We start from the raw sequence: 15688 nt of genomic DNA, 5'->3' as shown, positions 1-15688 counted from the left end.
TTGTTCCCTATTCCAACACGCTGATTCTAGCTTAGAGGGTTTGGCCTGCGACCAATGTTGCAATTCTCTTAACGTCTTGCCATTCTGCGTGGGTGAGCGGTTCGGGGGTTAAGGTGACGTGCCACTGCTCGGCAAAGGCGCTCAGGAGAGCGTCTTGTACCCGCTCCGGTGGCGGTAAGGCCAATGAATGGGGTGCGCAGCCAAAGACCTGCTGCCAAAGATCACGGTTGGGTTGCAGGAGAATAGAGCCGTGCTGGAGGACGCGATCGCCTCGCCAGCCCTGAGCACTGCCGATGATCTTCTCACCACTGAGCAGGGTAATATCTGCGGCGGTGGCGGTGGCAAAACAGTTGACGGGTTGTTCTCCGTAGGCACTGAGGGCTGCATGGCCAAACGCTAGGGAATACCCTAACGCTTCCCAGCCCTTGAGGAGAAACTGGCAGAGTTGCCTATAGAGGTGATGGCGCGATCGCCCTAGCCCCCACACCACAATACTGTAGGTCAGATCCCCTTGGTGAAGCACCGCCCGCCCACCGGTGGGTCGCCGCACTAGCGAGAGGGGTTGCCCTTGCCACCCCAAAGAGCGCCAAGATGCTGGGAACTGCCGCTGATGATACCCCAAGGAAATGGCAGCGGGTTCCCATGTATAAAAGCGCAGGCAGGGGCGATCGCTGTGGTGCCACAACCACGTATCGATGGCCATTTGTAAGGCACCCGTGGTGGCGATCGCTGGAATGTAGCGCCAGTTCAGAACCCCTTGCAAGGGCATCCTAGTAAGTAGGAACGGTGGGATCGACCTCTTGGCTCCAAGCGTTAATCCCCCCCTTGATGTTAATCCCCTCAATGCCCGCTTGCTTCAAGATTGCCAGTGCCTTGGCCGAGCGTCCCCCCATCTTGCAGTGCACAAGAAGACGATGCCCATTCACCAGTTGACGGACTGTTTCGATCCCAGTGCCGTTTTCAATCTCTGAGAGGGGAACCAAAACTGAACCCGGGATTTTGGCAATCTCGTACTCGTTCGGATTGCGGACATCCACCAGAACATAGTCCGTCGCACCGCTATCTAGGAGGTGTTTGAGTTCCTGAACCGTCATTTCTGGAATGTCTGCCATTTGCGCTGCCTCCTGGGCTTGGGCTTGTCGAATACCGCAAAATTCTTCATAGTCAATGAGCTTGTCGATGACAGGGCGCTCTGGATTGGGGCGCAGTTTTAGCTCGCGAAACGTCATCTCAAGAGCGTTAAACAACAGCAGCCGACCACTGAGGGTAGTGCCCTTACCAAGAATAATTTTGATGGTTTCTGTGGCCTGAATCACGCCAATAATGCCCGGCAAAATACCCAGAACGCCCCCCTCTGCACAGGAGGGAACCAATCCCGGGGGTGGCGGTTCAGGATAGAGATCGCGATAGTTAGGACCACCTTCGTAGTTAAACACGGTGGCTTGGCCTTCAAAGCGGAAAATAGAACCATAGACATTGGGCTTGTTGAGCAGTACACAGGCATCATTCACCAAGTAGCGAGTTGGGAAATTATCTGTGCCATCCACCACAATGTCGTAGCTTGCGGCAATATCGAGGGCGTTAGCGGCACTCAGACGGGTTTCGTAGAGATCCACTTGGCAGTAGGGATTAATCTCAAGGATGCGCTGCTTGGCCGACTGAATTTTCGGCTTGCCCACCCAAGACGTGCCATGGATGATTTGCCGTTGTAGGTTAGAGCTATCGACAACATCAAAGTCCACAATGCCCAAGCGGCCAATGCCTGCGGCTGCAAGGTATAGCAGCAAGGGGGACCCCAGCCCACCGGTACCAATGCAGAGTACGCTAGCGGCCTTGAGGCGTTTTTGTCCCTCAACGCCCACTTCCGGCAAGATCAAATGGCGCGAATAGCGCTCATAGTCATCTTTAGTTAGTTCAATCGTTGCAAGATCAGGATTTAGCATGGTGAGAATGCAGTAAGGTCAAGCTGATGTGACATACTCCCGCACTCATGCTAGCGCATAGAGTGCGGGCTTCTCAGTGACTCCTGTTAAGGACATTTCCTGAGCTTTAAGAACGGGATGCCCCACCGCTCTGTTTTTGATGTTTATAGCCGCATTTTGATCCCGACTTAGCTCCAGCCCACAGTGTGGGCAAGCGTGCCATCTGTCATGGATCGCTTTTGGTACTTTATGATCGCACCGAGAGCAATTTTGACGTGTGCCGTTTGGATTCACTGCAATCGTCATCAGCCCAGCCCTTTCAGCCTTGACCGACAGTATGTGCAGGAATTGACCCCATCCGGCATCATACGTAGATTTTGCAAGCCTTGTTCTGGCGATCCCTTTAATGTTTAATCGCTCATAGGCAATGTGTTTTCCCCTAGATAAAAGACTGTTAGCTGTTTTGTAATGGAAATCTTTGCGCTGATTAGCTACTTTTAGATGCGCTTTTGCTACTCGTTTAACTGCTTGCTGACGGCGGTTTGATCCTTTCTGTTTACGAGACAGTGAACGCTGTAACCGCTTTAGTCGCTTTTCTGTCCTCCGATAATGTTTAGGAATGGCAACCTCTCCACCCAAATCATCTACCAAAAACGCCTTTAATCCCATATCAATACCAATCGTGTTGTCTAGCGTCGGTATATCAGGTGTTAACACTGGAACAGACGCATCCTCAAGACTTAATGCTACATACCATCCATCTACTTTACGGGTGATAGTAGCAGTCTTGATTTTGAAGCCATCTGGTAGTGGACGGTGCAGAATCAGTTTTACCATACCGATTTTAGGCAGGTGGATGAACATCCCTTGAAGACAATCCTGCGTCATCTGGGGGAAGGTAAAGGAGCGATACCGCCCAACTCCCTTAAATCTCGGTCTGCCTGCTCTTTTGCCGTTACAATCGCCGTCAAGCCATCGGTTAAATGCTTTTTGCACACGCTCCACGCAGTTTTGGAGCACTTGCGAATGAATCGCTTTGTACACAGGAAATAGTGCTTTGGTATTCACCAAATCCCGTTTTTGTGAGTAGAAGCTAGGCCTCTCTTTTAACTCAGGCAAATGACAGATTAAGGGGCAAGCATTGATGGGGCAACGGTTTCGCTCCCACCAGTCAATCCGTTCTGCCAAACGGTAGTTGTACTGCTTACGCAACAACTCTAGCCATTCATTCATCAAGGTGATTTGGCTAGCAGTTGGACGCAAGCGATACTGATAGGCGATTCTCATCGTAAGTGTATCAAAGAAACGCTACACTGACTATAGTACATGTAAAATGGAATGAATCTTATTTCATTACTTCATGTGGTGGGGTTACTGTCTCGATTTTGCGCCAGTATATTGAAAACCAAAATACTCCCGCCTTTCATCCCGACTCTCATGCTGGCGCATAGAGAGCGGGGCTTCTCGGCGGGTTGTAGCTAACCTGATCAGCAAAGGTGAGGGGTTAGTCTCTCCATTGTACTCAGAGAGTCCCCTCGCAACGCTCTAACTTGCAAGTGGTCTCAACGAAGATGAGTGTCGCGAGCCGTTCATCCAAATCCCTCGCCCTTACCAATATGCAGTGTACTGCTTCGCCGATGGGGGTGGTTGAAGGGTTTAGAGGACTGGTGCAGAATCCCCATCTGTTAGGGCAGAGGAATATGCCAACATAGGACTATTGAGTCAACACTATACGCTCTCGGCATGGATATTAAACAGGGATTTGTGGGTACTATTGGTCAAACGCCCCTCATTCGCCTCAACTACTTTAGTGACCTGACAGGTTGTAACATTTTAGGCAAAGCTGAGTTTCTCAACCCCGGTGGCTCCGTTAAAGACCGGGCTGCGCTCTACATTATCGAAGATGCCGAAAAAAAAGGACTACTCAAACCCGGTGGCACGGTTGTTGAAGGGACGGCTGGGAACACGGGAATTGGCTTAGCCCACATCTGCAATGCCAAGGGCTACAAGTGCCTAATTGTTATCCCCAACACCCAATCCCAAGAGAAAATCGACCTGCTGCGCACCCTAGGTGCCGAGGTGCGAACCGTGCCCGCCGTTCCCTACAAAGATCCCAATAATTACGTCAAGCTCTCGGGGCGGATTGCGGCGGAAATGGAGAATGCCATCTGGGCAAACCAGTTTGATAACCTTGCGAACCGCCAAGCCCACTATGAGACGACTGGTGCGGAAATTTGGCAGCAAACGGATGGCCAAGTGGATGCATGGGTTGCAGCAACGGGAACGGGTGGCACCTATGCTGGCGTGGCACTATACCTGAAGGAAAAAAATCCGGCTATTCGTACGGTGGTGGCAGATCCGATGGGCAGTGCCATCTATAGCTATGCCAAAACGGGAATCCTTAGCAGCAGCGGCAACTCAATCACGGAAGGGATTGGCAATAGCCGCATTACCGCCAATTTAGCGGGCGCACCCATTGATGATGCCATCCAAATTACTGATCAAGAGTGCCTGGAGGTGATCTATCAATTGCTGCATTACGATGGCCTGTTTATGGGTGGGTCAGTGGGCATCAATGTCGGTGCAGCCCTACGCTTGGCCAAAGAACTTGGCCCCAATCACACTATTGTCACAGTACTATGCGACGGTGGCTCCCGCTATCAGTCTCGCCTCTTTAACCCGGAGTGGCTAGCCAGTAAGGGACTCACGGTTCCTGAGATTAAGAAACCTTAAGGACTGGGAACAAGACGCTAGGGCTACCGGTCACAGGAGGGCAAGTAGCCCCTAGGCGTGGGTGTGGATTTTTGCACTGCTTGTGTGCTGTCAAGGATCAAATTTGCCGTGAAACAAAGACGCTGGTTCCTGCTGTTAATGAGTGTGGTGTGTGGGCTAGCCATTGTCCTGCACCCCGGCATGGTACAGGCTCAAAACCTTTGGCAGCGCCTCCTGCTACAGGGAGTCCAAGTTCTCCAACTGTCCAATATTTCACCGCGACAGGAGGTGGCGCTTGGGCAACAGATTAATGACCAAATGCTGCGGCAAGGAATGCGTATCGTTCGCAATCGGGCAGCTCAGGATTACATTAACAGCATTGGCCAACGATTGGTGAGTGTAGGCGATCGCCGCGGTTTGCCTTATCAGTTTCAGATCATTCAAGACCGACAAGTGAATGCCTACGCAACCATGGGCGGGTTTGTGTATGTCACCACCGGGCTGATGCTGCGGGCTGAAAACGAGGCCGAGCTAGCCAGTGTGATTGCCCACGAAATTGGCCACATTGACCAGCGCCATGTGATCCGGCAGCTACAGCAGACCGCTATTGCCCAAGGACTGATGACCGCCGCTGGTTTGGATCGCGATCGCGGCATTCAACTGGCGATGGAACTGGCCTTCCGCCGTCCCCGTAGCCGTGAGCAGGAATTAGACGCCGATCGCTATGGTCTCAACCTGTTGACCCGCAGTAATTATGATCCGCGGGGAATGGTCACCTTCCTGCAAAAGTTACGACAGCAGGGGGGAACCCCACCAACCATTTTGAGCACTCACCCTGCCCCGGGCGATCGCCTAGCCATTGCCGAGAACTTAATTCGGTCTGGTTTAGGGAATGCGTGCTTGCATACCCCGCAGCCGATGTGTGGTACCGATACCATTGCCTATCAGCAAACCCTGCGTTCGTTTAGCAACTAGGCTTGCTCTCGCCACCGCGCATAGCGACCTAAAGCAGTCAAGGGAAAATGCTGTTGGTAGTAGTGGTACTTCAGGTAAAAATGGCAAGGAAACCCCGTCCCCGTAAAATAATCCTCATTCCATGTGCCATCACTACGCTGGGTTTCTAGGAGGTAGGTTACCCCACGCTCAATTGCCGCTGTTGCAGCTTCCCCCGTCGCCTGAGCCGCCGCTAGCAGGCCAATGAGCGCCCACGCCGTTTGCGAAGGCGTACTATCCCCTTTGCCTTTCAACGAGGGATCATTGTAGCTCCAGCAGGTTTCCCCCCAGCCACCATCCCTATTTTGGCACTGCACTAACCATTCCGCCGCGCGGCGAATTCGCCAGCGATCGTAGCGGGGAGCAACCAGAGCTAACGCGGAGAGCACCCCACTGGTGCCATAGATATAATTCACCCCCCAACGGCCAAACCAGCAGCCTTCCGGTTCCTGCTCATTGCGCAGGTAAGCCAAGGCGCGATCTACTGCCGTACTGTCAAACGAAAGAGCGCATCGCCCCACCATTTCCAGCACACGTGCCGTTACATCCGCCGTATTCGGATCAATCATCGCCTTGAGATCACCGTAGGGAATAGCATTCAACCAATCTTGGTCGTTGTCCACATCAAAGGCTGCCCACCCTCCCGGACGGCACTGCATTGAAGCCACCCATGCGGCAGCACGCTCCATGGCCTGTCGTTTCACCTTTTCGTCAGGAAGTGTGACCGCCTCTAACGCCATCACCACCACGGCGGTATCGTCAACATCTGGGTAAAAGCGATTTTCAAACTCAAACGCCCAGCCACCGGGCTGACCCGTTTTATTTTTAACGCACCAGTCACCATAGTCGAGAATTTGCTTTGAGAGCAACCACTCCCCTGCCTTGACCAACGCAGGATGATCCGCAGCCATCCCTGAGTCCACCATTGCCCGCATCACCAGCGCCGTATCCCACACCGGCGAGACACAGGGCTGCACACGGTACTCCGTCTCTGTTTCAATGGCAAAGCGATCAACCGCCGCCATTCCCCGCTGCACAATCGGGTCATCCACTGCATAGTTCAGAACCCGCAGCGCCAGTAGGGAGTTCAGCATCGCCGGAATAATGCCCCCCCAGTCACCGCTGGCCTCTTGTCGCTCGAGCACCCATTTTTCTGCTGCCTTGATCCCTTCCTGCCGCAGAGGGGTGAGATTCCATGCTTCGCAGACCTTGAACACCTGATCCAAGCCAATAAACACATCCCCCCAGTTACCTTGGCGCGGCAGTTCATAGGATGCATTGGCGCGGCCTTCCACGTACAGTTCATCGAGGCTAAGGGCAGGCTGCATCGGATAGACAGGTTTGCGATCCATCACAATCAGCAAGGGCACCGTACTCCCTCGTGCCCAACTAGACATGTCATAGATGGTGAACGGGCTGCCCTCAGGCAGGAGCATAATCCACGGCGGCAGTGARGGGATCCCCCGCCAGTCATAGCACCCCAAGAGGGCAAGATGCAGCTTGGTAAAAATACGGGTTTTGGTAATGCCGCCCCGTGCCAGAATAAACTGTCGGGCTTTGACTAGGGCAGGATCATCCACGGGAACCCCCAGCAGCCGTAACCCCATGTAGGCTTCGACACTGGTGCTGAGGTCGCCGCCATCACTGTAGAACAATTCCCAACCACCATGCTCTCGCTGGTGAATGCGCAGGTAATGCTCGGCTTTAGCTAAAGGAAGTCGCTGCTCAGTGCCCCAAATTTTGTGCAGCAGAATTACCTCTGCCGTCATTGTGACATTTGACTCCAATTCCGCCCACCAGTAGCCTTCTGGATATTGCTGGGAGAGTAAATAGTCTTGGCTAGCGCGAATGGCCTGTTGGAGCTTCTGTTGATCAATGGCAGGAGCAAGTTCAGTGTGCATGGGGTTCCGGTTGTTCACTGAAGGTTAGTTTAGCCGTGGCGATGCCCTGTCGCAAGTTGTGCGACGTTGAGCTAGGATCAGTACTTATGTCTCTCCGTCAGCAACAACATCCCCTCATTCAACGCTTGGCCGATCGCATCGAGCAGATTTGGCAGACTCACCTGCAGCTTGCTCCTTACGAGTTACCCGCAGACCTTGGCTATGTTGAAGGCAAACTGGAGGGAGAGCGCCTCGTCATTGAAAACCACTGCTACCAAGCTCCTCCCTTTCGCAAACTGCATTTAGAATTGGCACGGGTCGGGAACACCCTCGATATTTTGCACTGCGTGATGTTTCCGCAGCCAACCTATGATCTGCCCATGTTTGGCTGTGACTTAGTGGGAGGGCGTGGGCAAATTAGTGCTGCCATTGTTGATCTGTCTCCTGTGACTGGGGAGCTACCCCCTGCCTACACTACTGCCTTGAATGCACTGCCCAAAATAGCTTTTAGCCAGACGCGGGAACTGCCGCTATGGGGCTATATTTTTTCGCCATTTTGCCTTTTTATTCGCCCCCAAGGTGCTAGCGAAGAGCAGCAATTTTTAGATCGCATTGGCGACTATCTAGCGCTTCACTGCCAGCTAAGCCAACAGAGCACCCCCCTTCCCGATCCCCAGCCAGTCATTGCCGGTCAGCAGCAATATTGCCAGCAACAACAGCAAAACGATAAAACACGGCGAGTCCTTGAAAAAGCCTTTGGTCATGACTGGGCGGAGCGGTATATGACCACTGTACTGTTTGATGCACCATAGCCACCCATGCTCTAGTCAAAGGGTTCTCTGACGCTTCCTTGCAGGCAAGATCAACCTGTGGGTCAAGACAATGGCAGAACCAGTTATCGTGAGCGGTTTACCTGCACCCTTTGTCAGCGAATGGTGCGTTTAGTATTTGATACGGCCTTGTTTCGTGATGACTCAGTTCCAGTTAGACGCATCTGGGCAAGACACTGCCAGCGTGCAAAGCTTCTATCCGTGATGCCAATGCCATTTTCAGCGATCATCGTCTGAACTGAATTGGCAAATTTTGCATCGTGTCCTTGACCAATTGAAGACTGTTTTTTAGGGTAATCAATCAGTTGATGTGGTCAAGGCACCTAGAATCTAGGGTTCCATTGGCGAACACCCTCTGCTATACTCAAAGATCGCGATGAATGGGTCGGTGCCCGAGTGGTTAATGGGGGCGGACTGTAAATCCGTTGGCTACGCCTACGCTGGTTCGAATCCAGCCCGGCCCATCAAGACAAAAAACTTCATAGGCCCTATAACTATAGGTTTGAGACCCCTACATGTAGTGCTCAAGAATTGCTCAAGAATAGAGTGATGACATCAAGCATGTATACCAATAGCATGGAGTCTCGAAGCATTGATGGTTACAGGGCACCATCGCATCTCCACTGTCGGCGCAGTTCTAGAGAGGCAATCGTTCACTTCTGGTCGTTAGCTAAGGATTTGAGGGCTTGCTCCAGTTCCTTTTGGGAGCGGGGCATCCAGTGTTGTCCCCGTAGTCGCCGTAGCATTTCAAGCGCCTCTTCACGGCTTTGGCCGGTATTTTGCTGATGGCGTTGCCAAAAGTCATCCCACCAGCCGGGAGGTTCCTGCTTACTGCCGGTATATTCTGTGGGTCGCCCTGTATCCCCATCAATAACAAGGCTGCCCACATAATCGGCATTACTATAGACCTTGGCGATCTGATCGTGAATGTGGCGCATATCCGCTGCCGAGACAACGCCATTATCGGTAGCTTTATAGAATTGCACCGTGACGCGCACGGGGAATCGCGGATCTCGTTCAATGGGTAAATTATCAATTTCTGTAAAGGGACCTTCCACCTTGCCGTGGCTAATGACGGCAGCCTCTACGTTAGAGCGACTTCGACCGGCAGGGGCAGCCGACTCAAGGACAACAGATGGAGCAGGGAACACGGACATTGGCTGACGGGGGCGTGGGGTTTGTTTGAGGGGGACTTGAATGAGCATGACCATATTCATGCCAGCGGCTTCTGCTTGAGTGGAGGTGATCTCGCTACCACCGCTGATAACACCAAAGTCACTGGCTCGCTGACCTACAAGACTTGCCCGCTCGCCATTTTTGTTAAAGAAGAGCCGTTGCCCCCACGTCATGCCTGCTTCAAAGGCATCCCGTTTGTTGTCAATGATAGTGGCACTGGTGCCTTGGCGGGTGACGAGAAGGGTTAAGACCGCCGGATTTTTCTCATAGCTTTGGTAATTAAAGAGGACGGGGTTAAAGGTGGCTTCTCCTTGAGCGGGAATTGGTAAGAAGCAGGCTTGGGCACTTACGAGGACGTGGCTGTCGCGCGCAGCAAGTAACGAACGCCGGTTCCCAGCCCAAGAACGGGGGTTGTGCAGGTATTTTCGGAAGTTCCCTAAAAGTTCCCTTAAGCTGACCCGCTCTAGGGGGTTGCCTTTTTCATTCCCTACAAGGATAAAGAAGCGCTCGAGGGGAATATCCGCAGTGCGATCGCTAAAATTGGGAAAGCGAATCACGGGCATGAGGCTGAGTTCGTAGGTTTTAGTACGGGGGTTGTATTGTTGAATTTGAATGGTCATGTCGCTAATGTTGGGGCCTACCGCAGAGTTGTGATAGCGGCCTGTATCTTCCCATGTCACATCTAGGATGTTGAGGCCGTACTGCTGTGCTAGGCGTTGAGCCTCAGGATTGTGGATCATGCTGCGGGTTTGCTCAATGACGTGGCGGTAGCGATCGTACTCAATGGGGGTCGTCGTTGGTGACGGGGGGGTAGAGGCCACGGATGGCGTTGTGTCAATGCCCCAACTGGGTTGACTCTGGGCAGGTTGGATCATAATGGCATCTCCTTGAGGGAGCGATCGCCCCGATAAACTGAGTCCCAAACCAAAAACAGCCGCAAGGGCAAGGCTAAGCTTGAGTGGCGCAGACATAAGGTAAATCCTGGGGGGTAGGCTACTGTCTAGCCTAGACAAGGTATCGCAGCATAGGATGGTGGTTTCACTTTTTGCAACATCACAGGTAGATCACGATATGCAAACTGAGGTTCTGGTGGTGGGAGGGGGCACAGGGGGAGTTGCTGCTGCTTTAACCGCTGCTCGTTGTGGTGCTAAAACCCTGTTGGTAAGCGAAGAGCCATGGTTAGGGGGGATGCTCACCAGTGCTGGGGTGCCTGCGCCTGACGGCAATGAGCTATTGGCATGGCAAACGGGGGTGTGGGGACGGTTCCTGCGGGCGATCGCCCAACGACAACCCCATGGCTTAGATCATGCGTGGGTGAGCTTTTTTACGTTTGAGCCTAAAGTGGCTGCTGCCATATTCCATGATTGGGTGACGGCCAGCCCCAACTTAACGTGGATGGCCGGTCACACTCCCCACGCGGTTTTGCGTCGGGGCGATCGCATCACCGGGGTAGAATTTAGTACCTTTACCGTCTATGCAGAGCTTACGATTGATGCCACGGAACTAGGGGATCTGCTGCCCCTTGGCGAGATTCCCCACCGGTGGGGGTGGGAGTGGCAACCAGAGACCGGTGAACCCTCGGCACCGTCTGCCCCGAATGCGCTGACCACAACCTATCCTGTGCAAGCCCCCACATGGGTAGTGATGTTGCGAGATTACGGCAGTGGTGAAACAGCGCCAGAGATTCCGCCGTCTCCCCTGTGGGATGATCATAAGTTTGAGGGGGCATGGCAGGGCTACAATCCAGAGCACTTTTTGAACTATGGCCGTCTGCCGGGCGATCGCTTCATGCTCAATTGGCCGCAGCAGGGGAATGACTATGGGGTGAACCTAGGGCGATTAGTGCAGTCCGCCACTGCTAAGCAAGAATTTCTACAAGAAGCCCGCTGGCACAGTCAAGATTTTGCCTGCTACGTACAACGCTACTTGGGTCGCCGTTATGGTCTTGCCGAGGATACCTTTCCTATCTTACCAAACCAGCTTGGTGGGGGAGCCTATGCCTTGCATCCCTACTACCGTGAAAGTCGCCGCCTGATTGGCCTAACCACTGTGCAAGAGCAAGACATTTTGCCAGTAGCGGGGGGAATTGTGGCCGCCGCTCCTAGCACCGCAGCAGGGCGATATACAGGGGTGGCGATCGGGAATTATGCCAACGATCATCATTATCCGGGACACAACTTTGCCCTTGCGACCAAATCCATTCGCTGGGGCGGGCGCTGGACCGGTACACCTTTTATGATTCCCTACACCTGTCTGATTCCCAAGGACATCGACGGCTTCTTAGTAGCTGAAAAGAATATCTCGGTGACCCACATTGCCAATGGGGCAACCCGACTGCAACCCGTTGTAATGGCGATTGGTCAGGCGGCAGGTTGGCTGGCCGCTACTGCCGTTCAGCAACACCGACAGCCTCGGGATCTGGTTGATAGCTTAGATCTTATACCCCTCATTACTGAGCATCGGCAGGCGATTTTTCCGTTTTTCAACCTCCACCCCGATCACCCAGAATGGGAAGACTGGCAATGCCACACCCTCCGCACCTTTGAGGCCACACGTCCCTTGAGCGGCTACGCCCCCTTGCAAACCCCCGCACCAGACCCCTCCCCTGAGGGCTTGGTCTCTGTTTGTGGTGAGTTCCAAAAACTAGGGGACCAGCAATACCAACTTCTTGAGGGCGATCGCCAGTGGCCGTTGGTCACCCTGCGCTCAACGATCAATGACCGTCTGCACGAGTGTGTAAGCGGTCAGCAGGTACACATTATGGGGGTTGTCAATCCCTATGCACCATGGATTCGCGTTGAGATTCTTGACATCTAAAATAGCCGTGGCGGTTGGCAGCTGCTCCATGCCTTAAGCAAATAGTGTTATGGCACCCTTTGGTACAATGACATCGCCAGTCTCTTGAAACCTTGGCATGACCATCACCGCCCTTGGAATTGATTTTGGTACCTCCGGTGCCCGGGCGATCGCCCTCAACGCCAAGGGTGAGATACTTGCCAGCACTCGCCGCACCTTAGCCCAGCCAGATAATCCTCAAGAATGGGCGGCAACCCTGTGGGAGTTAATTCAGGAGATTCCCCTTAAAGTACGGCAACAGATCCAGCGCATTGCCATTGATGGCACTTCTGCCACGGTCTTATTGTGCAATCCTGACGGTGACCCCATTTCCCCCGCTCTTCTCTACAACGATGATCGTGCTCAAGAGTCCCTCAAGGTATTAGCAGGCATCGCGCCAGCCAATCATCTCGTCCTCAGTGCCACTAGTAGTCTTGTGAAACTGCTGTGGTTATGGGAGCACTACCCCACAGCAGGCGGTTATTTCTTGCACCAAGCAGACTGGCTAGCCTTTTTGCTCCACGGCCAACTGGGTATATCGGATTGGCACAATGCCCTCAAATTGGGGTATGACCCCGCTGCCGAGACCTATCCTGACTGGTTTTATCATCCCATCCTTGCCCCTTTGCAACCGTTGCTCCCTAAGGTTGTTGCCCCTGGAACAGTCATCGGCACTCCAACAAGGATAGCGCAATCGTTGGGACTGTCGTCAGAGTGCCAAATTTGTGCAGGCACCACTGATAGTATTGCTGCCTTTTTGGCCAGTGGTGCCCATCACGTGGGGGATGCGGTAACGTCCTTAGGCTCAACCCTAGTGCTGAAACTTCTGAGTAACCGTCCTGTGCAGGATCGGGCAGCAGGAATCTACAGTCATCGCCTTGGCGATCTCTGGTTGGTGGGGGGTGCCTCTAACTGCGGTGCAGCAATTCTGGGACAATTTTTTACCCCTACAGAACTAGAGCATCTCAGTCGCCACATCAATCCTCAGCAGCCTACGGGGTTAGACTATTATCCCCTCCTCAGGCGAGGAGAGCGTTTTCCCGTTAATGATCCGCACCTTGAGCCGCGTTTAGAACCACGACCTGCTGAACCCCATTTGTTTTTGCAAGGACTTCTAGAAAGCCTCAGCCGCATTGAACAACAGGGCTATCAGCGATTACAAACCCTTGGTGCGTCACCACTGCAACGGGTTTGGACAGCAGGGGGAGGTGCCCATAATCCAGCATGGCTAGCCATTCGTCAACAATTTTTGGGGGTGCCCGTGGCCATTTCGCCGCAAACAGAGGCGGCCTACGGTGCTGCACTCCTTGCCTATGGCTCAACCAACTCCTTACAAAATCCCCAACAAAGCCACTCTTTTGCAAGCGGCTGCTGAGCACACATTCTGGTTTTCAATGCTCCAATTATGTAGCAGGTATTTGGAGAATTGAGATTATATCCCCATAGCTAAAGCTAGGGGCTTTACGGCGCTTTTTCGGTAGAATAGAGTTTCTGTGCTGTATCAGTAGCGATCCATGCGCCTGTCGCAAATGCTCTTTGTCACCTTGCGGGATAACCCTGCGGAAGCGGAAATTCCCAGCCACAAGCTATTGCTGCGGGCTGGCTATATTCGCCGCATTGCCAGTGGGGTGTATAGCTACTTACCCCTGATGTGGCGGGTGCTCCAGAAGGTGAGTGCCATTGTACGCTCCGAAATGGATCGCAGTGGTGCCCTTGAGTGCCTGCTGCCGCAATTGCAGCCCGCTGAGCTATGGCAGGAATCTGGCCGTTGGGATACCTACACCCAAGCAGAAGGCATTATGTTTGCCCTCACGGATCGGGCAGAGCGGCAGTTGGGGCTAGGCCCAACCCATGAAGAGGTCATTACCACCCTTGCTAAGGATCTGATCCGTTCCTACCGGCAGTTACCGGTGCACCTGTATCAAATTCAAACCAAGTTCCGCGATGAAATTCGCCCCCGGTTTGGCCTGTTGCGGGGACGGGAATTCATCATGAAGGATGGCTACTCCTTCCATGCTGATGTGGCCAGCCTTCAGGACACCTATCAGGTGATGTACGACACCTACAGTCGCATCCTCAGCCGTTGCGGTCTTACTTTTCGGGCAGTTGAGGCAGATTCGGGGGCAATTGGCGGCTCTGGCTCCCATGAATTTATGGTGCTAGCCGATGCGGGTGAAGATGAAGTGCTCTATACCGCCGATGGTGAGTATGCTGCCAATGTAGAAAAGGCGGTGTCTGTGCCGCCAGCGGCTGTACCTAGCCCCTATAGGAAAATGGAAACCCTCAGCACCCCCAATGCAACCACCATTGAGGCATTAGTGGCGCAACTGGGCTGTGATCCGACCCAGATCGTCAAAACGGTTCTCTATCGTGCTGGGTTTGATAATGGTTGCTGCGGCTTAGTATTGGTGAGCATTCGTGGCGATCAAGAGGTGAATGCGGTGAAGCTTCAGAATGTGCTGACGGGTTTAGCTGTCAACTATGGAGCCAGTAAACTGTTGGATCTGAGGGTGGCCGACGCTGAAACCGCGCAGGAGTGGGCAGCACAACCCTTACCCTTTGGTTATATCGGGCCTGATCTGCCGGATACGTATCTAAAAACCACGGCCAACCTCATTCCCCAATTTATTCGAATTGCCGATACAACGGTGGCCGAGCTGAAGCGGTTTGTCACGGGGGCGAATAAGGCAGAGCACCATCGGGTTGGGGTGAACTGGGGCAACACCTGTGCCCTGCCAGCGTTAGTGGTGGATGTGCGCAAGGCGCAAGCGGGCGATCGCGCCTGTCATGATCCAACGCAGTACTTAGAAACTGCCCGTGGGATTGAAATTGGCCATATCTTTCAACTGGGCACTAAGTACTCCCAAGCTATGCACGCCACCTATACCAATGAGCAGGGGGAGGAGGTGCCCTTAGTGATGGGGTGCTATGGCATTGGTGTCTCCCGCTTAGCCCAAGCTGCTGTGGAGCAGCACCACGATGCCAACGGGATTATCTGGCCGTTGGCGATCGCCCCTTATCAGGTCATTATTGTTGTCCCCAACATCACCGATCCCACTCAGATGCACTTGGCCACTGAACTCTACACCAAGCTGCAAACAGTCGGAATTGAGGTGCTGCTAGATGATCGCGATGAGCGTGCTGGGGTCAAATTCAAAGATGCGGATCTCATTGGAATCCCCTATCGGGTGGTAACGGGGCGCACGAGTGCCAAAGGGGAGGTGGAATTAGTAGAGCGCGCTACGGGCAAAACCGTGACTCTTTCTGTGAGCGAGGCGATCGCCTATCTGCAACAGCAAGTAGAGCAGCTTTGAAGGTGATATTCTCTTAAAAGATGGAT

At 53.3% G+C, this 15688-nt stretch carries 11 protein-coding genes, 1 tRNA gene and 1 pseudogene; 8 read left to right on the top strand and 5 right to left on the bottom strand.

Annotated features, from left to right (window positions below; translation table 11 throughout):
* Positions 1-31 precede the first annotated feature (31 nt).
* Genes L5220_RS02155 through L5220_RS02145 form a run of 3 tightly spaced genes read right to left on the bottom strand, consistent with a single transcriptional unit; the run spans position 32 to position 3209 of the window.
* A complete protein-coding gene (locus L5220_RS02155; RefSeq protein WP_499571302.1) occupies positions 32-769 on the bottom strand; it encodes a lipoate--protein ligase family protein in 738 nt (245 codons plus the stop codon).
* 1 nt (position 770) lies between these two features.
* Positions 771-1943 carry a molybdopterin-synthase adenylyltransferase MoeB gene (moeB, locus tag L5220_RS02150; RefSeq protein ID WP_448515168.1) on the bottom strand — a complete coding sequence of 391 codons (1173 nt, stop codon included), beginning with the start codon at positions 1941-1943 and terminating at the stop codon, positions 771-773.
* Between the two features lie 45 nt (positions 1944-1988).
* Positions 1989-3209: an RNA-guided endonuclease InsQ/TnpB family protein gene (locus L5220_RS02145; RefSeq protein WP_499571300.1), complete on the bottom strand. Its 1221-nt coding sequence runs from the start codon at positions 3207-3209 to the stop codon at positions 1989-1991.
* Positions 3210-3247: 38 nt separating this feature from the next.
* On the opposite strand from L5220_RS02145, the pseudogene L5220_RS02140 reads away from it, so the two are divergent.
* The 3 genes and pseudogenes from L5220_RS02140 to L5220_RS02130 form a co-directional block, all read left to right on the top strand.
* Positions 3248-3373: pseudogene (locus tag L5220_RS02140) on the top strand (transposase); the annotation flags it as partial.
* A 292-nt stretch (positions 3374-3665) separates the two neighbouring features.
* Positions 3666-4655 carry a cysteine synthase A gene (locus tag L5220_RS02135; protein WP_099797620.1) on the top strand — a complete coding sequence of 330 codons (990 nt, stop codon included), beginning with the start codon at positions 3666-3668 and terminating at the stop codon, positions 4653-4655.
* A gap of 108 nt (positions 4656-4763) precedes the next feature.
* Positions 4764-5609 (top strand): M48 family metallopeptidase, encoded by an 846-nt coding sequence (locus L5220_RS02130; RefSeq protein ID WP_227517458.1) that lies wholly within the window; start codon positions 4764-4766, stop codon positions 5607-5609.
* On the opposite strand, the gene shc is transcribed toward L5220_RS02130, so the two are convergent.
* The gene (shc, locus tag L5220_RS02125) at positions 5606-7528 is read right to left on the bottom strand and encodes a squalene--hopene cyclase (RefSeq protein WP_499571298.1); all 1923 of its coding nucleotides are present in this window, start codon (positions 7526-7528) and stop codon (positions 5606-5608) included. The genes L5220_RS02130 and shc overlap by 4 nt on opposite strands.
* Before the next feature lie 41 nt (positions 7529-7569).
* On the opposite strand from shc, the gene L5220_RS02120 reads away from it, so the two are divergent.
* On the top strand, positions 7570-8319 hold the full coding sequence (locus L5220_RS02120; RefSeq protein ID WP_499571452.1) for a phycocyanobilin:ferredoxin oxidoreductase: 750 nt from the start codon (positions 7570-7572) through the stop codon (positions 8317-8319).
* A 400-nt stretch (positions 8320-8719) separates the two neighbouring features.
* Positions 8720-8801: transfer RNA gene (locus tag L5220_RS02115), tRNA-Tyr, on the top strand.
* A 189-nt stretch (positions 8802-8990) separates the two neighbouring features.
* Here the strand turns inward: L5220_RS02115 and L5220_RS02110 are convergent.
* Positions 8991-10484 carry a hypothetical protein gene (locus L5220_RS02110; protein ID WP_499571296.1) on the bottom strand — a complete coding sequence of 498 codons (1494 nt, stop codon included), beginning with the start codon at positions 10482-10484 and terminating at the stop codon, positions 8991-8993.
* A 100-nt stretch (positions 10485-10584) separates the two neighbouring features.
* Between L5220_RS02110 and L5220_RS02105 the strand changes: the two genes are divergently transcribed.
* The 3 genes from L5220_RS02105 (at position 10585) to L5220_RS02095 (ending at position 15662) form a co-directional block, all read left to right on the top strand.
* Complete coding sequence (locus L5220_RS02105; RefSeq protein ID WP_499571294.1) at positions 10585-12330, top strand: FAD-dependent oxidoreductase; 1746 nt, start codon at positions 10585-10587, stop codon at positions 12328-12330.
* Positions 12331-12427: 97 nt separating this feature from the next.
* Positions 12428-13723, top strand: coding sequence for an FGGY-family carbohydrate kinase (locus L5220_RS02100; protein WP_499571292.1), 1296 nt, complete (start codon positions 12428-12430; stop codon positions 13721-13723).
* Positions 13724-13862: 139 nt separating this feature from the next.
* Positions 13863-15662, top strand: coding sequence for a proline--tRNA ligase (locus tag L5220_RS02095; protein ID WP_499571290.1), 1800 nt, complete (start codon positions 13863-13865; stop codon positions 15660-15662).
* Positions 15663-15688: the final 26 nt, after the last annotated feature.

Source organism: Synechococcus sp. PCC 6716 (assembly GCF_022570815.1).
Lineage (GTDB): Bacteria > Cyanobacteriota > Cyanobacteriia > Thermosynechococcales > Thermosynechococcaceae > Thermosynechococcus > Thermosynechococcus lividus.
Note: the sequence above shows the minus strand (reverse complement) of the source record. Positions and strands in the feature narration are given on the sequence as shown.

Excerpts from the sequence above, each read along its gene's own strand:
- L5220_RS02155 (WP_499571302.1), bottom strand. The coding sequence starts at position 769 with ATGCCCTTGCAAGGGGTTCTGAACTGGCGCTACATTCCAGCGATCGCC.
- moeB (WP_448515168.1), bottom strand. The coding sequence starts at position 1,943 with ATGCTAAATCCTGATCTTGCAACGATTGAACTAACTAAAGATGACTAT.
- L5220_RS02145 (WP_499571300.1), bottom strand. The coding sequence starts at position 3,209 with ATGAGAATCGCCTATCAGTATCGCTTGCGTCCAACTGCTAGCCAAATC.
- L5220_RS02135 (WP_099797620.1), top strand. The coding sequence starts at position 3,666 with ATGGATATTAAACAGGGATTTGTGGGTACTATTGGTCAAACGCCCCTC.
- L5220_RS02120 (WP_499571452.1), top strand. The coding sequence starts at position 7,570 with ATGCCCTGTCGCAAGTTGTGCGACGTTGAGCTAGGATCAGTACTTATG.
- L5220_RS02110 (WP_499571296.1), bottom strand. The coding sequence starts at position 10,484 with ATGTCTGCGCCACTCAAGCTTAGCCTTGCCCTTGCGGCTGTTTTTGGT.
- L5220_RS02105 (WP_499571294.1), top strand. The coding sequence starts at position 10,585 with ATGCAAACTGAGGTTCTGGTGGTGGGAGGGGGCACAGGGGGAGTTGCT.
- L5220_RS02100 (WP_499571292.1), top strand. The coding sequence starts at position 12,428 with ATGACCATCACCGCCCTTGGAATTGATTTTGGTACCTCCGGTGCCCGG.
- L5220_RS02095 (WP_499571290.1), top strand. The coding sequence starts at position 13,863 with ATGCGCCTGTCGCAAATGCTCTTTGTCACCTTGCGGGATAACCCTGCG.